Origin of the sequence: Stappia sp. WLB 29 (assembly GCF_023507705.1) — a bacterium.
Classification (GTDB): domain Bacteria; phylum Pseudomonadota; class Alphaproteobacteria; order Rhizobiales; family Stappiaceae; genus Stappia.
In genome coordinates, this window is the sequence record NZ_JALBGD010000005.1 from 22,358 (window position 1) to 43,234 (window position 20,877).

Here is a 20,877-nt window from a genome sequence, read left to right on the forward strand (position 1 = left end):
TCAAGATGCCCGACACGTTCAAGCCGCGCACGGCGGAGGAGGCCCGCGACGTCGTCCGCTGGGCGGCGGCCGAGCGCGAGCCGCTGGAAATCGTCGGCCAGGCCTCCAAGCGCGCCCTCGGGCGCCCGGTGCAGGCCGGCCACGTGCTCGATATGTCCGGCCTTGCCGGCATCGAGCTCTACGAGCCGGAGGAACTGGTCCTCACCGCGCTGCCCGGCACGCCGATCGCCGAGATCGAGGCGGCGCTGGCGGCGAAGAATCAGGAGCTTGCCTTCGATCCGCTGGACTACGGGCCGCTGCTCGGCAACCCGGCGGGGCAGGGCACGCTCGGCGGCGTCATCGCCGCCAACCTTGCCGGCTCCAAGCGGCTGAAGCACGGGGCAGCGCGTGATCATGTGCTCGGCATGGACGCGGTCTCCGGGCGCGGCGAGATCTTCCATTCCGGCGGCCGGGTGGTGAAGAACGTCACCGGCTACGACCTGCCGCGCGCCCTGACCGGCTCCTGGGGCACGCTGGCGGTTGCCACCCGCATCACGCTGAAGGTGCTGCCGCGGGCGCAGACCGAGGCGACATTCCTGCTCTCCGGCCTCGGCGATGCCGAGGCGGCCACGGCGATGACCGCCGCCATGGGCTCCTCGGCCGAGGTCTCGGCCGCCGCCCATCTGCCCGCGGCCGCCGCGCAGGATCTTGCCGCGCGCGGCCATACGCTCTCCGGTCCCTCGACCCTGTTGCGGCTGGAGGGCTTCGGCCCCTCCGTCGACTACCGCTTCGAGCAGCTGCGCGCCCTGCTCGGCGCCGACCGGCCGGTCGTGCGGGTGGAGGCGGACGCCTCCCGCGCCCTGTGGCGGGCGGTGCGCGACGCAGAGGCCTTCGCCGGCACGGACGATCTCGTCTGGCGGCTCTCCGTCGCTCCGACCGCCGGTGCCGCCGTCGTCGCGCAGCTTGCCGGTCGGTTCGCCTGCAAGGCGTTCTACGACTGGTCGGGCGGCCTCGTCTGGCTCGCCGTGCCGGGCACTGATGCCCGCGCCGAGGCGATCCGCGCCGCCATCGCCGCTTGCGGCGGCGGCCATGCGACCCTGGTGCGCGCGCCTGCACCGCTGCGCTCTTCCATCCCCGTGTTCCAGCCCCAGCCGGCCCCGCTTGCCGCCCTTTCGGCCCGGCTCAAGGAGCAGTTCGACCCACACGGCATCCTCAACCCGGGCCGCATGACGGCGGGACACTGACATGCAGACCAGTTTCTCCATCCATCAGCTTGCCGACCCGCACATGGCGGAGTCGGAAAAGATCCTGCGCAAGTGCGTCCATTGCGGCTTCTGCACGGCGACCTGCCCGACCTTCGCCCTGCTCGGCGACGAGCTCGACAGCCCGCGCGGCCGCATCTACCTCATCAAGGAGATGCTGGAGAACGACCGGCCGGCCGATGCGCGCACCGTGCGCCATATCGACCGCTGCCTGTCCTGCCTCTCCTGCATGACGACCTGCCCCTCGGGCGTGCACTACATGCACCTGGTCGACCATGCCCGCGCCCATATCGAGAAGACCTATCGCCGCCCGCTCGGCAACCGGATGGTGCGCTCGCTGCTGGCCTTCGTGCTGCCGCATCCCGGCCGCTTCCGCCTGTCGCTGGCCGCCGCCTTCTACGCCCGACCCTTCGCCGGCGTGCTGCGGGCGATGGGAGGCCCGTTCAAATCGCTGGGCGCGATGCTTTCGCTGGCGCCCATGAAGGCCCCCTCGCCGTCCTCGCTGAAGCCGGGGAGCGCCTATCCGCCCGCCGCTGCCGCCGCGCGCAAGGGCCGCGTCGCGCTTCTGACCGGCTGCGCCCAGCCGGTGCTGGCGCCGGAAATCAACGAGGCGACCGTCCGCCTGCTCAACCGCGCCGGCGTCGAGGTGGTGCTACCCAGGGGCGAGGGCTGCTGCGGCGCGCTCGTCCATCACATGGGCCGCGAGGACGAGGCGCTCACCGACGCCCGCCGCAATGTCGATGCCTGGACGCGTGAGATCGAGGGCGAGGGGCTCGATGCCATCCTGATCACCGCGTCCGGCTGCGGCACGACGATCAAGGATTACGGCTTCATGCTGAAGGACGATCCGGCCTATGCGGAAAAGGCCGCCAGGGTCTCCGCGCTGGCCAAGGACGTCACCGAGTACTTGACCGGCCTCGACCTCGGCGCGCCGGTGCGCAAGACGGGTCTGACGGTCGCCTACCACTCGGCCTGCTCCATGCAGCACGGGCAGAAGATCACCCGCCAGCCGAAGCAGCTGCTCACGGCGGCCGGCTTCGCCGTGCGCGACGTGCCGGAGGGGCATCTGTGCTGCGGCTCGGCCGGCACCTACAACATCCTGCAGCCGGACATCGCCCGGCGCCTGCGCGACCGCAAGGTCGCCAATATCGAGAAGACCGCGCCCGATCTCGTCGCCACCGGCAATGTCGGCTGCATCACCCAGATCGGCAGCGGGACGCAGCTGCCGGTGCTGCACACGGTGCTGCTGCTCGACTGGGCCTATGGCGGCCCGGAGCCGGCGCTCCTGGGCGAGGCCGGGCTGATGGCTTCCGCCTGAGGCGGCATTTGCCGGACCGACAAACGAAAAACCCCCGGGCGGCGGAACCGTCCGGGGGTCTTGCTTGCGGGGAACTTGCAGCAAAGCGGGTTCAGAGAACGTGCACCTTCGCGCCGACCGGCACCCGGTCGTACAGGTCGATCACGTCCTCGTTGCGCATGCGGATGCAGCCGGAGGAGACGGCCCGGCCGATGGTCCAGGGTTCGTTCGAGCCGTGGATGCGGTAGAGCGTCGAGCCGAGATAGAGGGCGCGCGCGCCGAGCGGGTTCTTCGGGCCGCCGGCCATGTGCACCGGCAGGTTCGGCTGGCGCTTGCGCATTTCCGCCGGCGGGCGCCAGTCCGGCCACTCGGCCTTGCGCGTCACCTTGTGCGTGCCGGCCCATTCGAAGCCCGGACGGCCGACGCCGACGCCGTAGCGGCGGGCGAAGCCGCCCTTCTCGATGAGGTAGAGATAGCGCGCCTCGGTGTCGATGACGATGTCGCCGGGCTTGTGCTTGCCGTCATAGGCGACGGTGGTCGGCAGGAAGCGCGGGTCGACCTGGCGCTGCACCTTTTGTTGCGGGGCCGCGCCGGGGGCGACGCCCATGTGGCGCACCCGCTCCATGCGCTGCGGCTGGCGCATCACCGGCCGGGTGGTCACCTGCGCCCGCATCTGCCGGCGATGGGGCTGCAGCTGCAGCACCCAGGGCTCGGTCAGGTCCGGGCTGAGCAGAAGCGGCGGCGCGCCGGCGCCGCTGCGATAGTCGGCCTCGGCAGGGGACAGCGCCATCGCGCCGGCCAGCATCGCCGCGGCAAGTAGGAATCCTGTTCGCTGCATCGACGTACTCGCAACCTCTTCGTCGCACCACGGGCACCGCCGGGGCGGCAGGGCACGGGCGGTTCGTTCGAAACTAGCGGCTGCGCGGCAGTCAATCGTAAACCTTGCGGCAAGACGGGCCGCTTTCTCTCCGCTTGGTTAGCGCACCGTTGAAGGACATGGTCAACGCCCGGTGAATCGGGGGCGCTTGCCGGTTAACGCCGGCCTTGCCTCAGTTCACCAGCGGGCGCACCTGGCGCACGATCGCCGGCAGCAGGGGCCGGACCTGCTCCAGGCTCATGCCCGGCTTGATGCTGGGATGGTAGAGCATGTTGAGCAGCAGCCGGTCGAACGTGGTGAAGCGGCTGTGGCGCGAGCGGTCGTTGAACACCGAATGCGACAGCGAGGTGTCGTCGTTCATCGGGCCCAGGCCCTGCAGCAGCTCCTCCACCAGGCAGCGGCGGAACAGGAAGTCGCCCTCGTCGGAGACGATCACCGCCGCCGATTGCGAGATGCCGCGCCGGTCGGAGACGACCCGCACCAGGCAACGGCCCGGCACGTCGGCGGTCGGATCCTTGTAGATGTGCCGGCGGACCACGTCGCGATACTGGCCCCGGTCGACCACATAGACGTGGAAATTCGCTTCCGCCGGCGTCGGTACGACGATCGTCGACAGCCCGCGAATCCCTTTGCCCATCTGCTCGATGAACCGGTAGACGATCGGCCTGCGGTTTCGGGTTGCCATGTTGTGGACGTAGAAGCGCACCGGTCCGGCATATTTCTTGACGAGATAGGGCTGCCAGCTCCACGAGCGGTATTCCAGACCGAAGACCGTCTTCATGAAGCCGTCGATCAGTTCCTCGGTGGAGAAGGTGTGCGGCGCGGCCGACGACGATGCCGTGCTGCCGGAAAAGGCCGGTAGGGCAAGGCAGAGCAGCAGGATCAGTCTCGACAGCGGTCGGCGCAAGATCGCGATTCCGGTACGGCATTTCAGGTCAGGCGTCGGCCGCCGGGGTCGAGCATACAGAACCGGGCAGGGGATCGGAACGCAAAATCGCGCTGCGGCAGGCAATTGCCGTCGCGGCAGAGGCGCCGGAACAATTCCTTAAATCTCTGCGGCTATACGTATTTCCGACGCCCCCCCGGTACAACCTGCCCTGGAAGACGTGGAGACAAGCCCCACCATGATGGCCACAAGAAGAGCCTTTAGAGCCGAGAGCCTCTTGCAGCAGCCGAGCGCTGGCGGGGCGGCGGCTCAGGGGCCGGGTATCCAGTACCATGCCCTGATGGCGGAGATTTCCGCGATCAAGGCGATGATTCGCCCGGCCGAGGAGGTCGGCAACCAGGTCCTGGAGCAGTTCAAGAAGGAGCTGGGCGAGGCGGTCAAGCTCAAGGCCGAGCTCGATTCGATCTACGAGGCGATCGCCAAGACCAAGCGCGAGATCGCCACCCTGCACCACACGACCGGGCAGGACAGCCACGAGATGAGCCGGGTCACCAACGAGCTCGACGCGGTTGTCAGCGGGACGGAAGGGGCGACCGAGGGCATCCTGTCTGCGGCCGAATTCATCGACGAGACCGCCAACACGCTGGCGGCGCGCCTGCGCGGCCAGGACGCGGAGCTTGCCCACGACATCCAGGAGAAGGTCGTCCAGATCTTCGAATCCTGCAACTTCCAGGACCTCACCGGCCAGCGCATCACCAAGGTCATCAACACGCTGCGCTTCATCGAGGACCGCATCATCCGCATGATGGAGATCTGGGGCGGCATCGAGAGCTTCAAGTCGATCTCCCCGGAAGAGCAGCCGACCCGCGAGGGCGACGCGGCCCTGCTCAACGGCCCGGCGCTGGAGACCGACGAAGGCCTCGCCAGCCAGGACGATATCGACGCGCTGTTCGCCTGAGCGCGTCCACGTCCCCCGTCATCCCTTGCCTCCGTCGCCATCGCGGCGGCGGGCTTCGGACGGTGGAGGCGAGCGGAGAACCCGCGAGCCGGAACGAGCCCGCGACCGCGGCCCGGGCTTTCGCCCGCCCCCGCGGAGCCGGAGCCCGGCGCGAGCGAAAAAGTGGCATCGCTTCACAAGCCTTGCCGTTCCTGCTATTCGAACAAAAAGTGAACGATCTGGCGTACGGGTGCGCCGAAAGGAGAGACGATGGGCGAGGCGATAGATGGCATGGGCGGCGAGGCCTCGGTGCAGGACGACCTGCCGCCGGGCCTGCTGCGCGGCGAGGACGGCCGCCACCGCTGTTGGTGGCACGGCAACAAGCAGGACTATCTCGTCTATCACGATCATGAATGGGGTCGTCCCGTCACCGACGACCGGCGCCTGTTCGAGAAGATCTGCCTGGAGGGGTTTCAGTCGGGCCTGTCCTGGCTGACCATCCTGCGCAAGCGGGAGAGCTTCCGCGCCGGTTTCGCCGGCTTCGACTTCGAGGCGGTGGCGCGCTTCGGCGATGCCGATGTGGAACGGCTGCTGCAGGATGCCGGCATCGTCCGCCATCGCGGCAAGATCGTCTCGACCATCAACAATGCCCGCCGCGCCTGCGATCTTGCCGCCGAGCGCGGCTCGCTCGCCGCCTATTTCTGGAGCTTCGAGCCAGGGCCCCAGGACCGGCCCGCGCGCTGCGACCATGCCTCGGTCTCGGTGTTGGCGCAGACGCCGGCCTCCCGCGCGCTGTCGAAGGACCTCAAGAAGCGCGGCTGGAGCTTCGTCGGTCCCACCACGGTCTACGCCTTCATGCAGGCCATGGGCCTGGTCAACGACCATCTCGAGGGCTGCTGCGTGCGCGAGGAGGCGGAGCGGCAGCGGCAGGCGCTGGTCCGCCCGACCTGAAGACGAGGCCTTTCCTCCCTCGCAGCCCCTCAGCCGCTCTGGCAACCAATAGCCTTCGGATCTCGCGATACTCGTCCGGGGTTGCGGCTGAGGGAATGCGAGGGCAGAGGAGAACGCGACGGCGGTGCCTCACCCTCAGGCCGTCATCCCGGCCGCAGGCGAAGCCGGAGAGCAGGGATCCATTGGCGCCCTCGGCCAGCGTTTGTCGCTCCAGCCTTCCTTTAGCGTCTTCCCGGCGCGACGCCGCACCGTCCGCCGCTGCCCTCGCGGTTTCTCCTCAGGTTCAGTTGCCCCGGCAGGCACATGGAGGTTGCGCGGCCTCCGCGCTTGGGCTTAGCTGACATGGCATTTGCCACGAGGGGGCGCCAGGAAGCGACCGGGAAGGGCGGGGACGGGTCCCGTCTTCCGTCGGTTCCGCAGCGGTCTCCTTGTCGGAACGACAGGCGCCGGCAAACGGCGTCGCTTGGGGCGCGCAACGCGCTGCCCACGGGAGGACTGACATGAAATTCGCACGCTATGCCATCGGCCTTGCCGCCGGCCTTGCGATGACCGCCTCCGCGGCCTTCGCCGACACCACCACCTTGCGCATCACGCTGCAGCTGCCGCTCAAGAGCCATCTCGGCGAGAACGTGACCCTGTTCAAGCAGAAGGTCGAGGAGATCTCCGGTGGCGACATCAAGGTCGAGATCTACGACTCGGCCCAGCTCTACAAGGACAACGAGGTGCCGCAGGCCGTCGGCTCCGGCGCCATCGAGATGGGCGTCGCCTCGCTGACCCGCTATGTCGGCGACGTGCCGGCGGTCGACGTCTTCTACATGCCGTTCCTGCTCAACAGCGAGGACCTGGTGCGCAAGGCGGTTGCTCCGGGCAGCCCGGTGCGTGGCCCGCTCGACGAGGCGATTCTCGAGACCGGCGCCCGTGTCGTGTGGTGGCAGGCCTATGGCGGCTCCGTGCTGCTGTCGAAGGGCGAGCCGATCCGAACCCCGGCCGACCTGAAGGGCAAGAAGGTCCGCGTGTTCGGCAAGACGCTCGGCGAGTGGATCAAGGCTGCCGGCGGCGCGCCGACCCTGGTCTCCGGCTCGGAGCAGTACATCGCCTACCAGCGCGGCACCGTCGATGTCGGCATGACCGGCGTGTCCGGCGTCGACAGCCGTCGCCTGTGGGAGGTCATGGACACGATCACCGTGACCAACAACGCCGACATCGAGTTCATCGTCGTCGTGAACGAGCAGTTCTGGCAGGGCCTGCCGGAGCAGCACCGCGCCTGGATCACCGAGGCGGCCCTGTTCGCCGAGAAGGACGTGCGCGACCGTATGTCGAGCATCGAGGCCGCCTCCTACCAGGCCGCTCGGGAGAACGGCATGACCATCTACGAGCCGACCGCCGAGGAAATCGCTGCCTGGGAAGCCGCCGCGCAGCCGGTTTACGACCAGTTCCTCGCCGATTCGGGCGAACTCGGCGCCAAGGTCCTCGAGGCCGCCCGCGCCCTTAAGAACTGATCCCCTTTTCGGGATGAGCGCCGGGGCGGCCCGTTTCGCCCCGGCGCACCCGGACCTTCCGCAATCAAGCTGGGATTGACCCGATGCTGCGTGTGATCGACGCCGTGTCCCGACTGGCCGGGACGGTGGCGGGCTGGGCCTATTTCGCCACCGCCCTGATGCTCGGCTACGAGGTGGTGATGCGTTATGTCTTCATCGCCCCGACCATCTGGGCCGAGGAACTGGCGCGCATGCTGCTGGTCTGGGCCACCTTCGGCGGCGCGGCGATCCTGCTGCACCGGCGCCAGCACATCGCCATCACCCTCTTGACCGATCACCTCTCGCCCCGCCTGCGGCAGGTGCAGGAAGTGTTCGTCCTGCTCTTCATTGCCGGGCTTGCCGCCGTCATCGTCCATGACGGCGCCGGCATCGCCTACGATTCCTTCCATCGCGGCCGCACCACCGGCTCCATGCTCGACCTGCCGGCCTGGTGGTCGCAGGTTTCGCTTCCGGCCTGCTTCGCGCTGCTCGGCTTGCAGGCGCTCGTCGAGGCGCTGCGCGTCGCCATCGGCGGGGTCGACGACCTGCCGCGCGGCTCCGTGGAGCACTAGGTCGTGAACTCACAATTCTGGCCTACCCGAAGGGCGCCGTTCGAGCATCTCACTGCGGCGTCGGATCGCTCGGCCGGGGGACCTGCCCCGGCCATCGCGCTCCTCCTGGCATATCATTGCCCGAACGGACGCCGTTTCCGGCACAATTGTGAGTCCACGACCTAGATGACCACCATCCTCATCCTCCTGGCGCTCTTCGCCCTGCTGCTGGTCGGCGTGCCGGTCGCCTTCACCATGACCGGCCTCGGCTTCGGCCTGCTCTATTTCGGCGGCTTCTCGCCGCTCATGGTGCCGCAAGGGCTGCTGTCGGCGGCCGACAGCTTCGTGCTGATCGCCGTGCCGCTGTTCCTCCTGATGTCCAACGTGCTGCTGAAGGGCGGCGTCGGGCGCGATCTCTTCGCTGCCGTGCAGGCCTGGGTCGGCCACTGGCCGGGCGGCCTTGCCATTGCCACCATCCTGTCCTGCGGCATCTTCGCGGCGATCTCCGGCTCCTCCGTGGCCACGGCCGCGACCATCGGCACCGTGGCGATCCCGGAGATGACCTCGCGCGGCTATCCCCGCCGCTTCGTGCTCGGCCTTCTGGCCGCCGGCGGCACGCTCGGCATTCTCATTCCGCCCTCGATCCCGATGATCGTCTACGGCGTCATCACCGAGGAATCGATCATCGCCCTGTTCCTGGCCGGCGTCGGTCCGGGCCTGCTGCTGATGGTGCTGTTCATCGCCTGGTCGGTGCTCTATGCGAGCTTTGCCGCCGACTATCAGCCGAGCCCGCGCGCCACCTGGGACGAGCGCCGGCGCACCGCCATCCGCGCCTTCCCGACCGTGCTGCTCGCCGCCTTCGTCATCGCCGGCATTTACATGGGCATCTTCACACCCACCGAGGCGGCGGCCATCGGCTTCCTCGGCTCGCTGATCGTCGTCGGGCCGGTGCTGCGCACCCTCGACTGGCCGAAGTTCCGCGACGCGGTCGCCGAGGCCATGACCACCACCGTGGCGATCCTGCTGATCGTCGCCGGCGCCAAGGTCTTCGGCAAGGCGATCACCCTCTACCGCATTCCCCAGGACATCTCGCTGTTCCTGTCGGAACACATCGCGACCGCCGGCATGTTCGTGCTGGTCGTCGCCCTCGTCCTGCTGGTCATGGGCCTGTTCCTGGAATCCCTGTCGATGATCCTGATCATGGTGCCGGTGCTCTCCGGTGCGCTGATGGCGCTCGGCATCGATCCGATCTGGTTCGGCGTCTTCTTCGTCATCATGATCGAATGCGCCCTGATCACCCCGCCTGTCGGTCTCAATCTCTATGTGATACAGGCGGTCGGAAAGGCGAGCATGGGCGAGGTCGCGACCGGCGTCCTGCCGTTCCTCGTGATCATGTTGGCCAGCGCCGCCATCATCTTCTGGTGGCCCGCCGTCGCGCTCTACATCCCCTTCCGGCTGTAGGCGCGCGCCGCCGCCCGGTTTCCAGCGAAAAGGCAAGCTCATGTCCTCTCCCGCCGCGCGTCTTCGTGCCCATCTCGCCGCGACCCCGCTCACGGTCATGCCCTGCTGCTTCGACGGCCTGTCGGCCAAGCTGATCGGCGACGCCGGCTTTCCCGTCACCTTCATGTCGGGCTTTGCCGTCTCGGCGGCCCGCATCGGCGCGCCCGACACCGGCCTCATCTCCTATGGCGAGATGGTCGATACCGGCCGCAACGTCTGCGCGGCGACCGGCGCAATGGTCATCGGCGACGGCGACACCGGCTACGGCAATGCCCTCAACGTCAAGCGCACGGTGCGCGGCTACGCCCAGGCCGGTTTTGCCGCGATCATGATCGAGGACCAGGTCGCGCCCAAGCGCTGCGGCCACACCCGCGGCAAGCTGGTCGTCGACCGCGCGGAGGCCGTCAACCGCATCAAGGCGGCGGTCGATGCCCGCGAGGAGGGGGCCGACATTCTCATCCTCGCCCGCACCGACGCCCGCCACGGCCACGGGCTCGACGAGGCGCTGGAGCGTGCGGCCGCCTTCCGCGATGCCGGGGCCGACCTGCTCTTCGTCGAGGCGCCGCAGTCCGTCGAGGAGATGGTGCGGATCTGCCGCGAGGTGCCCGGCATCCACATGGCCAATCTCGTCGAGGGCGGCGCCACGCCGCTCCTGCCCCATGCCGAGCTGCAGCGCATCGGCTACCGGCTCGCCGCCTATCCCTTGACCCTGCTCTCCGCCGTCACGCGCGCCATGCAGGAGGCGCTGCAGGTGATCAAGGCAGGCCGCCATCCCGACGAGGCGCTGCTCGACTTCCCCTCCCTGCGCAAGGCGGTTGGCTTCGACGCCTATTACGAGGAAGAGGCGAACTACGCCGACCGTCGCGATTGACACTATCTCACAGGGACGGCAGGCGGGGATAAGCCGTTTGCCGTCCGTGCCGCTCGGCGGGGATAAGGGCTCGATGGCGGCCGAAATCCGCGCCGTGCCCCGATTTCGAGAAAATTGAGACGGGTTTGGATCGGAAAACGCAAAATTTCTCGAAATTTTGCAAAATTCATCTCGAAAATTCTCGAAACTGATTTCTCTTTATCTTCAAAGACTTGAGTGAGATCGCATGGCGAAGTCGCTCCGCTGTGATCTATCGCCGTGAGCCCTGCGTAATTTCGCCGAGACCCAAGGTGCGACGGCTTTCCCGATCCGCCGCTCGACCAACGCTTTCGGTCTCAGCCGGAACGCCTACCCGATCGGCTTGCCGGCCAGGAGGCCGCTCTCCCCCGGAGCGGCCTCCTTTTTCGTTCAAAGCGCCGGCTTGCGCGCCAGCCAGTCGGTCGCCTGTTCATAGGCCTTTGCCGCCTGCAGGACGCCGAGATCGTCGCGCGGCCGGCCGATGATCTGGATGCCGGCCGGCAGTCCTTCAGCCGAGAAACCGGCCGGAACCGCGACCACTGGCAGGCCCAGAAGGCTTGCCGGAACAACGACTTCCATCCAGCGGTGGTAGGTGTCCATCGCCCGGCCGCCGACCTCCTCGGGCCAGTCCAGATCGACGTCGAAGGGAAACACCTGCGCCGTCGGCAGGATCAGGATGTCGACCTGGTCGAACAGCCGCAGCACCGCCCGGTGGAAGGCGCTGCGCACCACGCTGGCCTCTTCCAGCCGCGCCGGCGTCAGCACGCGGCCGCGCTCGATTTCCCAGATTGCCGCCGGTTTCAGCTTGTCGCGGGTCGCCGCCGCCTCATAGAGGCCGCCGAGCTTTCCGGCAACCCGCCAGCTCCGCAGATCCGCCCAGGCCTGAAACACCCGCTCCGCATCGAAGCCCGGCGCCGGCTCCTCGACCCGGCAGCCGAGCCCGGCGAAGACGTCGACCGCCGCCCGGCACAGCTCGAGCAGTCCCGGCTCGAATGGCAGATGGCCGCCAAGATCGCCGAGCCAGCCGACCCGAAGGCCGGCGATGTCGGAGCGGATCGGCGGCACGAATTCGGACCCGTCGCCCGGCAGCGATTGCGGCGCGCGCGGGTCGTACCCGGCCTGCACCGACAGCAGCAGCGCCAGGTCGTCGACACTGCGCGCCATCGGCCCTTCCGTCGCCATCCCGTCGAAGAAGCTCTCCGGGCCCGGCCCCGACGGCACGCGGCCGTAGCTCGGCCGCATGCCCAGCACGTTGCAGAAACCGGCCGGATTGCGCAGCGAGCCCATCATGTCGCTGCCGTCGGCCACCACCAGCATGCGCGCGGCCAGCGCCGCCGCCGCGCCGCCGCTGGAGCCGCCGGCGCTGCGCGTCCTGTCGTACGGGTTGCGCGTCGGCCCGAACAGCGGGTTGTAGGTATGCGAGCCGAGGCCGAATTCCGGCACGTTGGTCTTGCCGATGATGAGGCCCCCGGCCGCCCGGATGCGCGCCACCTGGATGCCGTCCTCCTCCGGCACCTGGCGGGCGAAGACCGGCGAACCCATGGTCGTCGGGATGCCGGCGGTCATCGCCAGGTCCTTGATCGCCTGCGGAATTCCGTGCAGCGGCCCGCGCGAGCGCCCGGCGGCGAGCTCTTCGTCCGCAGCATTGGCCTCGGCCAGCAGCGCGTCGCCGTCGCGCAGCGAGACGATGGCGTTGATCGTCGGATTGACTGCGTCGATCCGCGCGAGCGTCGCCTCCATCACTTCGCGGGCCGATACCTCGCGGCCATGGATCTTGCGCGAAAGCTCGATGGCGGACAGCTCGAGCAGCTCTTGTGACGACATGAACGGGACCCTTCGGGCTGGAACTGCCGGCTGTCGGCACGCGACGACCGACAGCGGCAAACGGGGCGGGCAAGCGCGCGGGAGACAAGAGCCTCCCTCGCGCCAGTGACTTGAAATGTCACATGTTCCGCGGCGAATGCCAAGGGCGGGCCGGCTGAAAGGGGCCAGCTCCTACAGCGCCGAGGCGCGGCGCAGCCAGTCCGGATTTTCCAGGCAGTAGTAGCCGGAGATCCGGCTGATCGTGCCCGCGCGCTTCCAGTCGTTGAGGACGCGGCTGACATTCTCGCGCGCCGCCCCGGCCATGTTGGCGATGTCGGCCTGCGACAGCTTGTAGTGGATCAGGATGCGGTCCTTGTCGACCGGCTTGCCGAACGTGTCGGCGAGCTGCAGCAGGGTCTGGGCGACACGGCCGGGCAGGGGCAGGAACGAGCGCGCGGCCAATACGTCGTTGGCCTGGCGCAGCCGCTGGCCGACGATGTAGAGCATGTGGCGGTAGAGCGCCGGGTTCTCGTCGGCGAACCGCTCGAACGCGTGCTTTTCGATGAAGGCGAGGCGGGTTGGCTTCAGCGCGGTGACGGTGGCCGAACGCGCCCGCCCGTCGAGCAGCGCCAGTTCGCCGACGATGGCGCCGGGGCCGAGCACGGCCAGCAGCTGCTCGTCGCCCTCGACGCTGACGATCGAGACCTTCAGCGAACCTTCGAGGATCGCATAGCAGCCGTTGCCGGGATCGCCGGCCTCGAACAGGATGGCGCCCGGCTTCACCGACATCGGCCGCGCCAGCGCGGCCAAGCCGGAGGCCAGGCTGCAGTCCAGCCCCTCCATGGAGAAGCTGTTCTCGAGGAAGTTCCTCAGTTCCACCATCTACCCTGCCTCGATTCTTCGTCCCCTGGGACGCGCATTCTCGGGGCCGGCGCATGAATGCCGCATGAACTGGAAGGATGCGCCGGCACGACTGCCCCGTCGCGCCGGGCCGGATTGGCCCCGTCCGGCCATATTACGGCGGTTTCGCTCGCAGCAAAGCGGATTGTGTGACCGTCGTCACTGTAACCGGACGTGGCGGCCCCTATATCAGGAACAACAGGCGCTGCTCTCCTGACCTGGCAGCGCCCCTCCCGAAAAACCGGTCCCCCATCCCCGCGGGGGGCCGGTTTTCGCGTTTTCCGGCGCTGTAAGTCGCTGTCAGTACAGGAAAATATCCTTTTCCATCAGCAGCAGCGGAAAGGTATCCCCGCGGAAGAACGCCAATTGGGCGCTGCGCGTGTCGAGGCGCGCGCGCGGCTCGACACGCCGCAGCCGGTCGTCGATTTCGCCGGGCTGGCAGAAGACGACGGTCCGGTCGGAAAGCCCGTCCATCCCGCGGCGCAGATGCTGAACATGGGTCGCTTCGTCGATTGCCTCGGGAAAGTCGGGTCCGCGCTCCAGCACCTTGACGCCGAAATTCTGCGCCATACGGACGAACCTGGCCGCCGCGCGCGGGCTGAGCTGCGGCATCACGATGCGCGGGGGCCAGCGGCGCAGGCCGGCCTGCTTCAGCACCACACGGGCGAGCGCCGGCACGGCCAGCAGATCCTCCGCCACATGCAGGAAGTCGGCCGGGCGCTGGTAGAACTCCTCGAAACAGGTGATCTGTGCCTCCACCTCTTCGGCCAGCATCTCGTCGGGCAGCAGGCGCAGCGCGCCCCGCAGACGCCACCAGCGCGCCTTGGGAAAGCCGTTGCCGAACTGGCCGCGCGCCCGCACCGACAGCGGCGCGAAGGGGCGGGTGAGCGTCAGCGTCAGCCCGACCAGCGTGCGATGGCGGACGTTGTCGACCGTGTCGCGCAGCGGCAGGTACTCGCGCGACCACAGGTCGGAGACGACGAGACACCCGACGGCGGAGAGCGCGCCGGCCGAGATCAGCTCGCGCAGGGCCCGGTCGACGCCGAAGGCCAGCCCATAATCCGCTGACGTGAGGAGGATCCGTTTCATGCCGGAATTCTATGCAGGGACCGGCGCGTTGGCGCCAGTGTCAATTTTCTCTGCCGAATTTGTCTGGCCGAGCCCTGGCGAGGTTACGGCAGCGGGTAGACCGGGTCGAGAGGTCCACCCGCATGCGGTTCGGCGACCCGATAGACGACGAGGTTCTCGATCGGCGTGCCGCGCGAACTGCGGGTCAGCACGGCAACCCGCTCTACCTCGGCAAAGCGGGCCGAGAGGCGCTCCAGGCCGGGATCGCGCCGCTCCTCGGCAACGAACAACGCCGGCTGCGCCAGCGTGCCGGCGTCCGGCTCGGGCCGCATCGCGTAGCGAATGCGCTGGTCGACCTGCTCCACCGGCATCACATTGTCGAGCTGCCAGGAGAGCTGGGCGTTGAGGCTGTAGGCGTTGGTGGCGATCCATGCCGCGCCCTGTTCGCGCGCAAGTGCCTGCAGCGCCGTGCCGATCTCCTCCCAGCCGCGGGTCTGGTGCGTCGGATCCTTGCGCGCGAAGGCGCCGGTCAGCGGCGCGACCGCATGAACGTAGACGACCGCCGACACGGCAAGCCCGAGCGCCACGGCAACGGCGGAGAACCGGTGCCAGAACCTTGGGCCCGGCCGTAGCGGCGGGTTTGCTGCGACCAGCGCGGCGGTAAGGGCGATGGCCGGAAACAGCGGCGCCGGCCAGTTGCCCTGCACGCGCGAATGCAGCGAATGCGCCAGCAGGTAAATGAGGAAGGGCAGGCTGGTCCACAGCAGCAGGCCGCCCGCCGCCTCGCCCCGCAGGGCGGCACGGGCGATGCGCACCACGCCGATGCCGGCAAGCACCGCGACCAGCGGGTTGGCAAGGCCGACCAGCGCGCCCAGGAATTCCGGAAGGTAGCGCGCGCTCCAGCCCTCCGGCACGGCGCGGCCGAACTGCTTGGTGAAGGACGCCCATTCGTGCGCCGCGTTCCAGCCGATGACCGGAGCTACCAGGAGGGCGGCGAGCAGCCCGCCGGCCCAGAGCTGCCAGGCGCCCCACCAGCGGCGCGCCTGCGGCACGAAGACGAGATAGAGCACGATGCCGGCGCCGAGAAACAGCACCGAATACTTGGCGTTGAGCCCCAGTCCGGCGAACAGGCCGACCGCCAGCCACCACCAGGGGTTCTCGCTCGCCGTCAGCTCCGCCAGCGCCCAGATGGCAAGACCCCAGAACAGCACGGAAGGCGCATCGGGCGTTGCCAGCAGGCTGCCGACGCCGATCAGCAGGCTGGCATTGAGAAAGAGCACCGCAAGGCCGGCGACGCGCGCACCGTAGAGCAACTGCCCGGTGCGCCACAGCGCGGCCGAGCCGATGGCGGCCGACAGCACCGACATGAACCGCAGGCCGAGCGCGGTGTCGCCGAACAGCGACTGGCCGAGGAAGGCGAACCAGGCGACCATCGGCGGATGGTCGTAGTAGCCGGCGGCGGGAGAAAGACCCCAGAGCCTGTAATAGGCCTCGTCTTCGGCAAGGCCGGCATCGGCGGCGACCAGCAGCCGCAGCACGGCGAGGGCGGCGACCAGCAGCGCGAGGGGCAGGGGGCGCAACCACAGGGGCAGGGCCTCCGCTTCCGTGCTGCTTGGTCCGAGCGCCTCGCTCTTGGGTGCGTGTCCCGCCATCTCGTCGTCCTTGTCGCGCCGCGAAGGCCTGCTGAGGCTTCAGGCCTTGCGCCAGGTCAGCACCGAGCTTGCGGCATAGTTCCACACCGCGCCCATGACCGCACCGGCAAGGCCGGCAAGCCCGATCAGGATGCGCCCGGCATCCTCCTGGTAGACCAGCGAGGCGACGCCGACATTGGCGACGACACCGACGCTGCACACCACGTAGAAGGTGAAGAGACCGCGCAGGGCTGCGAAGCCGCGCAGACGGCGGTCGCGATAGGTCAGGCGGTTGTTGAGCCAGAAATTGGTGGTCATGGCGACGAAGGTTGCCGCCGTCTGCGCCACCGGGAAGGACAGGCCGCCGATCTCCATCATGGCAAACAGCGCCGCCATGTGGACGACGACGCCGGACGCGCCGACCAGCATGAACATCAGGAAGCGGATCGAGACCAGGTCTCCGACGAGCTTGGACAAGATGAGCCCCAGAAAGTCGAGCGCCACCAGCGTGTCGAGCTTGCTCTCGCCATGCAGGCGCTCTCGGAAGACGAAGGGAAGCTCGACGATGCGCAAGGAGCCGCGCGCGGTGGCGACGATGTCGAGCAGGATCTTGAAGCCCTGCGACGAGAGTCCGGGTGCCAGCCGCTCGACCTCGGAGCGGCGGATCATGAAGAAGCCGCTCATCGGGTCGGACAGGGTCACCTTCAGCAGCACCCGCGCCAGCCGGTTGGCAAGGCCGGAGCCGGAGGCGCGCACGCCGGACAGGCCGGTGCCGACGTCGCCGCCTTCCACATGGCGGCTGGCCACCGCAAGGTCGGCCGCGCCGTTGGACAGGGCTGCCAGCATCTTCGGCAGCAGGGTCTCGTCGTGCTGCAGGTCGGCATCCATCACCGCCACATAGTCGGCGGATGAGGCCAGCATGCCCTCGACGCAGGCGCCCGACAGGCCGCGCCGTCCGACACGGCGGATGACACGCACCCGCGGGTCGCGCGCGGCGATGGCGCGGGCGACGTCTGCGGTGCCGTCGGGCGAGTTGTCGTCGACGACGATCGCCTCCCAGGCGATGCCGGCGAGCGCGGCGTCGAGCCGGTCGATCAGGACAGGCAGGTTGTCGCGTTCGTTATAGGTCGGCAGCACGACCGAAAGCCGTGCTGCGCCAAGCGGCGCCGTGCCGTCGGCCTCGCCCGTCTGCTGAATGCCGTCGCCCGGCATGGGAACTCCGAACATCAAGGGGATCCGGTCTGTCTTGATCGCCCGCGACCCGAGGGCCTGCAAGGCGGAACCGCGCGGGACCATAGTCGGAACGCCCCCGATTGCAAGCGCCGATCCGCCGCAGCGTCCGGCGCGCCCCGGGCTTCAATCTCGGAAGTGGTCTGGAAACGGGTCGTGGGCAGCGAGTGCGGTCGATACGCAGACACGACAGCGGCATTGAACTGAATGCTGTTTGGCCAAACCGGCAAAGAGGACCTCCCGATGAATTCCCGACCAAGCAACGACAAGACTGCGATGCAACTTCTGGCGAAGATGTTCGAGGTGGAAATGGCTTACATGGCGTCTACAGACAAGGACGCGAGTATTCTTGCGCAAGCATTTCACCCTGATGTGGTGGTGCGCGAGCCTCGCTCGCTTCCTTATGCCGGCGATTGGCAGGGATACGACGGGTTGCAGGCGCTGTTTCGCCTGATGAGTGACGCCTGGAGCGACATGCAGGTGCTCGGAATGACGGCGGCCCGTGAGAACGACAAGGTCTTTATGACGTGTACTCTGCGTCTGACCGTGAGAGCGAACGGCCGGATTATCGAGCAGCCCTTTGCAGAGGCATTGACGTTCCGAGATGGGCTTGTTGCCGACGCGACGCCTTTCTACCACGACACTCACGCGATAGTGGCGAGCCTTCAGGGCGTGTGATCCGTCAGTCGGCTCCCACCCGTCGCGGACGGGCTTCGGACGCAGACCACCGCAGGCACGACAGCGGGCAAGGGTGCCGTTCCCCCGGCGTCCTTGCCCGCGCGGTCCGTTTCGTCTAGGAAACCGGCAACTGCAAGAACGCGCGCGTCTTTTGAGCCATGAGCAAAAAAGATGCGCGCCCGCGATGGATTCCGATACGCCGATGGCCAAGAACAAACCGTCCAAGCTGAAGGCCCGCCTGCCGCGGGGCTTCGTCGACCGCTCGGCCGCCGACATCCGCGCCACCGAGGCGATGCTGGCGAAGATCCGCGAGGTCTACGAGCGCTACGGCTTCGATCCGGTCGAGACGCCGGCCTTCGAATATACCGACTGTCTCGGCAAGTTCCTGCCCGACACCGACCGGCCGAATGCCGGCGTGTTCTCGGTGCAGGACGACGACGAGCAGTGGATGAGCCTGCGCTACGATCTCACCGCGCCGCTCGCCCGGCACGTGGCGGAGAACATCAACGAGATCCAGCTGCCGTTCCGCAGCTACCGCGCCGGCTGGGTGTTCCGCAACGAGAAGCCGGGGCCGGGCCGTTTCCGCCAGTTCATGCAGTTCGATGCCGACAGCGTCGGCGCGCCGGGCGTCCAGGCGGATGCCGAGATGTGCATGATGATGGCCGACACGATGGAGGCCCTCGGCATTCCGCGCGGGTCCTATGTCATCCGCGTCAACAACCGCAAGGTGCTCGACGGCGTGATGGAGGCCATCGGCCTGGGCGGCGAGGAGAATGCCGAGCGCCGGCTGACCGTGCTGCGCGCCATCGACAAGCTCGACAAGTTCGGCATCGAGGGCGTTGAGCAATTGCTGGGCGAGGGCCGGAAGGACGAGAGCGGCGACTTCACCAAGGGCGCGGGGCTGAGCGACGAGCAGATTGAGCGGATTGTGGCTTTTGTCATTCAATCTCTGAAGATTTCACAACTAGCGAAAACCTATGCTCGCAATACTGGTTATAGTGGTAATCCGAAATTGGTTTCTGCGGCTATAGGAGAGCTTTCAAATTATGTTCTGCCGCAAAGCTCTGGAGCTGAGGGCGTAGACGAGCTTGAGACAATAGCGGAGCTAGTATCTGCGGCGGATTATGACAACGGTCGGGTAGCTATCGATCCCTCCGTCGTTCGCGGCCTCGAATACTATACCGGCCCGGTCTACGAGGCCGAGCTGCTGTTCGACGTCACCAATGAGAAGGGCGAGGTCGTGCAGTTCGGCTCCGTCGGCGGCGGCGGGCGCTATGACGGTCTGGTCAAGCGCTTCACCGGTCGCGACGTGCCGGCGACCGGCTTTTCCATCGGCGTCTCGCGCCTGATGACGGCGCTGAAGAATCTCAAGAAGCTTCAGGCCGACGAGGTCGTGGCCCCTGTACTGGTCACCGTGATGGACGGCGATACGGCGAGCCTTGCCCGCTACCAGAAGATGACGCAGGAGCTGCGCGCTGCCGGCATCCGCGCCGAGATGTACCAGGGCAACTGGAAGAAGTTCGGCAACCAGCTGAAATATGCGGACCGCCGCGGCTGCCCGCTCGCCATCATCCAGGGCGGCGACGAGCGCGCCGAGGGCACCGTCCAGATCAAGGATCTGATCGAGGGCGCCCGCCTTGCCGGCGAGATCGAGGACAATGTGACCTGGCGCGAGAGCCGCCCGGCGCAGGTCAGCTGCCCCGAGGCCGACATCGTCGCCACCGTGCGGCGGATGCTGGCCGAGCAGGCCGAGGACCGCGCGCGGCAGGACGGCGAAGCGGGGGCCTCCCAGTGAGCCCCGCCAAGACCCCCGCCGGGCCGCAGGCCGCGCGCTACGCGGCCCTGACCGCCCTGTTCGAGACCGCCGGCTTTCCCGCTGTCGAGCCGGCGATCCTGCAGCCGACCAGCCTGTTTCTCGATCTGATCGGCGAAGACATCCGCGGCCGCATGTACCTGACGTCCGATGTGGCCGGCGAGGAGCTGTGCCTGCGTCCGGACTACACCATCCCGGTCTGCCGCGCCCATCTCGACGGGCCCGGCGCGACCACCCCGGCGCGCTACTCCTATTGCGGCCCGGTGTTCCGCCAGCGCCGCGAGGGCGCGGGCGAGTTCATGCAGGCCGGCGTCGAATGCTTCGGCCGGCCGGACGAGGCCGAGGCCGACGCGCATGTTCTGGCGCTGGCGCTGGAGAGCCTTTCAACGCTCGGCGTCGACGATGCGACGATCCAGATCGGTGACGAGGCGCTGTTCCGCGCCGTGCTCGACGGGCTGGACCTTGCGCCCGTGTGGCACCGCCGTCTCGGCGAGCTGTTCGGCGAGCGCGACCGGCTGGACGCGGCCATCGCCGCCATGACCGGCGGCGTGCCGGACGGTGCGATGCCGGCGCCCGCCTTGATGCGGGCGCTCGACGGCGTCGACCCCGCGACGGCGCAGCAGGCCGTTGCCGAGCTGCTGCGGCTGTCGGGCCTGCGTCCGATTGCCGGCCGCAGCGCTGCCGACATTGCCGGCCGGCTGCTGGAGCAGGCGGCGCTCGCCACCCATGACAGCGGCACCGACCGGGCGGCCGAGTTGCTCTCCGCGTTCCTGTCGATCCGCGGGCGTCCGCGCGAGGCGGTGACGGCGCTGGAAGCCTTTGCGGCCCGCTCCGGGCTGGACCTGGCCTCGGCGCTTGCCGGCTTCACCGCCCGGCTGGACGCGCTGGAGGCGGCCGGCGTCGAGGTGGCGAACCTCGAGTTCTCCGCCGATTTCGGCCGCCGGCTCGACTATTACACGGGCTTCGTCTTCGAAATTCATTCGGCCTCGCGCAAGGATGCGGGCCAGATCGTCGGCGGTGGCCGCTACGACCGCCTGCTCGCCCTGCTCGGCGCCGAGACCCACATCCCGGCGACCGGCTTTTCCATCTGGCTCGACCGGATCTGAGG

At 68.3% G+C, this 20,877-nt stretch carries 18 protein-coding genes; 11 read left to right on the forward strand and 7 right to left on the reverse strand.

The features are described from left to right. Positions 1 to 5: 5 nt before the first annotated feature. Both MNI96_RS11195 and glcF read left to right on the forward strand, forming a co-directional pair. A complete protein-coding gene (locus MNI96_RS11195; RefSeq protein ID WP_249693101.1) occupies positions 6 to 1,223 on the forward strand; it encodes an FAD-binding protein in 1,218 nt (405 codons plus the stop codon). Position 1,224: 1 nt separating this feature from the next. Further along, positions 1,225 to 2,559, forward strand: a complete 1,335-nt coding sequence (glcF, locus tag MNI96_RS11200) for a glycolate oxidase subunit GlcF (RefSeq protein ID WP_249693104.1) — start codon at positions 1,225 to 1,227, stop codon at positions 2,557 to 2,559. Between the two features lie 91 nt (positions 2,560 to 2,650). Here the strand turns inward: glcF and MNI96_RS11205 are convergent, their stop codons facing one another. Continuing rightward, positions 2,651 to 3,376: a L,D-transpeptidase gene (locus MNI96_RS11205; protein WP_249693106.1), complete on the reverse strand. Its 726-nt coding sequence runs from the start codon at positions 3,374 to 3,376 to the stop codon at positions 2,651 to 2,653. A 211-nt stretch (positions 3,377 to 3,587) separates the two neighbouring features. Next, positions 3,588 to 4,322 (reverse strand): DUF2927 domain-containing protein, encoded by a 735-nt coding sequence (locus MNI96_RS11210; RefSeq protein ID WP_249693108.1) that lies wholly within the window; start codon positions 4,320 to 4,322, stop codon positions 3,588 to 3,590. Positions 4,323 to 4,539: 217 nt separating this feature from the next. Between MNI96_RS11210 and MNI96_RS11215 the strand changes: the two genes are divergently transcribed. The 6 genes from MNI96_RS11215 to MNI96_RS11240 all read left to right on the forward strand — a co-directional run bounded on the left by MNI96_RS11215 (position 4,540) and on the right by MNI96_RS11240 (position 10,628). Continuing rightward, complete coding sequence (locus MNI96_RS11215) at positions 4,540 to 5,259, forward strand: protein phosphatase CheZ (RefSeq protein WP_249693110.1); 720 nt, start codon at positions 4,540 to 4,542, stop codon at positions 5,257 to 5,259. Positions 5,260 to 5,508: 249 nt separating this feature from the next. Next, positions 5,509 to 6,189, forward strand: coding sequence for a DNA-3-methyladenine glycosylase I (locus MNI96_RS11220; RefSeq protein WP_249693112.1), 681 nt, complete (start codon positions 5,509 to 5,511; stop codon positions 6,187 to 6,189). A 500-nt stretch (positions 6,190 to 6,689) separates the two neighbouring features. Continuing rightward, on the forward strand, positions 6,690 to 7,688 hold the full coding sequence (locus tag MNI96_RS11225) for a TRAP transporter substrate-binding protein (protein WP_249693115.1): 999 nt from the start codon (positions 6,690 to 6,692) through the stop codon (positions 7,686 to 7,688). An 83-nt stretch (positions 7,689 to 7,771) separates the two neighbouring features. Next, positions 7,772 to 8,278 carry a TRAP transporter small permease gene (locus MNI96_RS11230; protein ID WP_249693117.1) on the forward strand — a complete coding sequence of 169 codons (507 nt, stop codon included), beginning with the start codon at positions 7,772 to 7,774 and terminating at the stop codon, positions 8,276 to 8,278. Positions 8,279 to 8,443: 165 nt separating this feature from the next. Further along, on the forward strand, positions 8,444 to 9,718 hold the full coding sequence (locus MNI96_RS11235; protein ID WP_249693119.1) for a TRAP transporter large permease: 1,275 nt from the start codon (positions 8,444 to 8,446) through the stop codon (positions 9,716 to 9,718). A gap of 40 nt (positions 9,719 to 9,758) precedes the next feature. Further along, entirely contained in the window at positions 9,759 to 10,628 is an 870-nt protein-coding gene (locus tag MNI96_RS11240; RefSeq protein ID WP_249693121.1) for an isocitrate lyase/PEP mutase family protein, read from the forward strand. Positions 10,629 to 11,036: 408 nt separating this feature from the next. Here MNI96_RS11240 and MNI96_RS11245 read toward each other — a convergent pair whose 3' ends face one another. The 5 genes from MNI96_RS11245 to MNI96_RS11265 form a co-directional block, all read right to left on the reverse strand. Beyond that, positions 11,037 to 12,470 carry an amidase gene (locus tag MNI96_RS11245; RefSeq protein WP_249693123.1) on the reverse strand — a complete coding sequence of 478 codons (1,434 nt, stop codon included), beginning with the start codon at positions 12,468 to 12,470 and terminating at the stop codon, positions 11,037 to 11,039. A 171-nt stretch (positions 12,471 to 12,641) separates the two neighbouring features. After that, positions 12,642 to 13,331, reverse strand: a complete 690-nt coding sequence (locus MNI96_RS11250) for a Crp/Fnr family transcriptional regulator (RefSeq protein ID WP_249693125.1) — start codon at positions 13,329 to 13,331, stop codon at positions 12,642 to 12,644. Between the two features lie 318 nt (positions 13,332 to 13,649). After that, the gene (locus MNI96_RS11255; protein ID WP_249693127.1) at positions 13,650 to 14,438 is read right to left on the reverse strand and encodes a ChbG/HpnK family deacetylase; all 789 of its coding nucleotides are present in this window, start codon (positions 14,436 to 14,438) and stop codon (positions 13,650 to 13,652) included. Positions 14,439 to 14,521: 83 nt separating this feature from the next. After that, entirely contained in the window at positions 14,522 to 16,069 is a 1,548-nt protein-coding gene (locus MNI96_RS11260; protein ID WP_249693129.1) for a glycosyltransferase family 39 protein, read from the reverse strand. 39 nt (positions 16,070 to 16,108) lie between these two features. Further along, entirely contained in the window at positions 16,109 to 17,260 is a 1,152-nt protein-coding gene (locus tag MNI96_RS11265) for a glycosyltransferase family 2 protein (protein ID WP_249693668.1), read from the reverse strand. A 261-nt stretch (positions 17,261 to 17,521) separates the two neighbouring features. Between MNI96_RS11265 and MNI96_RS11270 the strand changes: the two genes are divergently transcribed. The 3 genes from MNI96_RS11270 to MNI96_RS11280 all read left to right on the forward strand — a co-directional run bounded on the left by MNI96_RS11270 (position 17,522) and on the right by MNI96_RS11280 (position 20,875). Then, on the forward strand, positions 17,522 to 17,956 hold the full coding sequence (locus MNI96_RS11270; RefSeq protein ID WP_249693131.1) for a nuclear transport factor 2 family protein: 435 nt from the start codon (positions 17,522 to 17,524) through the stop codon (positions 17,954 to 17,956). 202 nt (positions 17,957 to 18,158) lie between these two features. Then, the gene (gene hisS / locus MNI96_RS11275; protein ID WP_249693133.1) at positions 18,159 to 19,751 is read left to right on the forward strand and encodes a histidine--tRNA ligase; all 1,593 of its coding nucleotides are present in this window, start codon (positions 18,159 to 18,161) and stop codon (positions 19,749 to 19,751) included. Next, positions 19,748 to 20,875, forward strand: coding sequence for an ATP phosphoribosyltransferase regulatory subunit (locus MNI96_RS11280; protein WP_249693135.1), 1,128 nt, complete (start codon positions 19,748 to 19,750; stop codon positions 20,873 to 20,875). Before hisS ends, MNI96_RS11280 begins: the two co-directional genes overlap by 4 nt. The last annotated feature ends 2 nt before the right edge of the window (positions 20,876 to 20,877 follow it).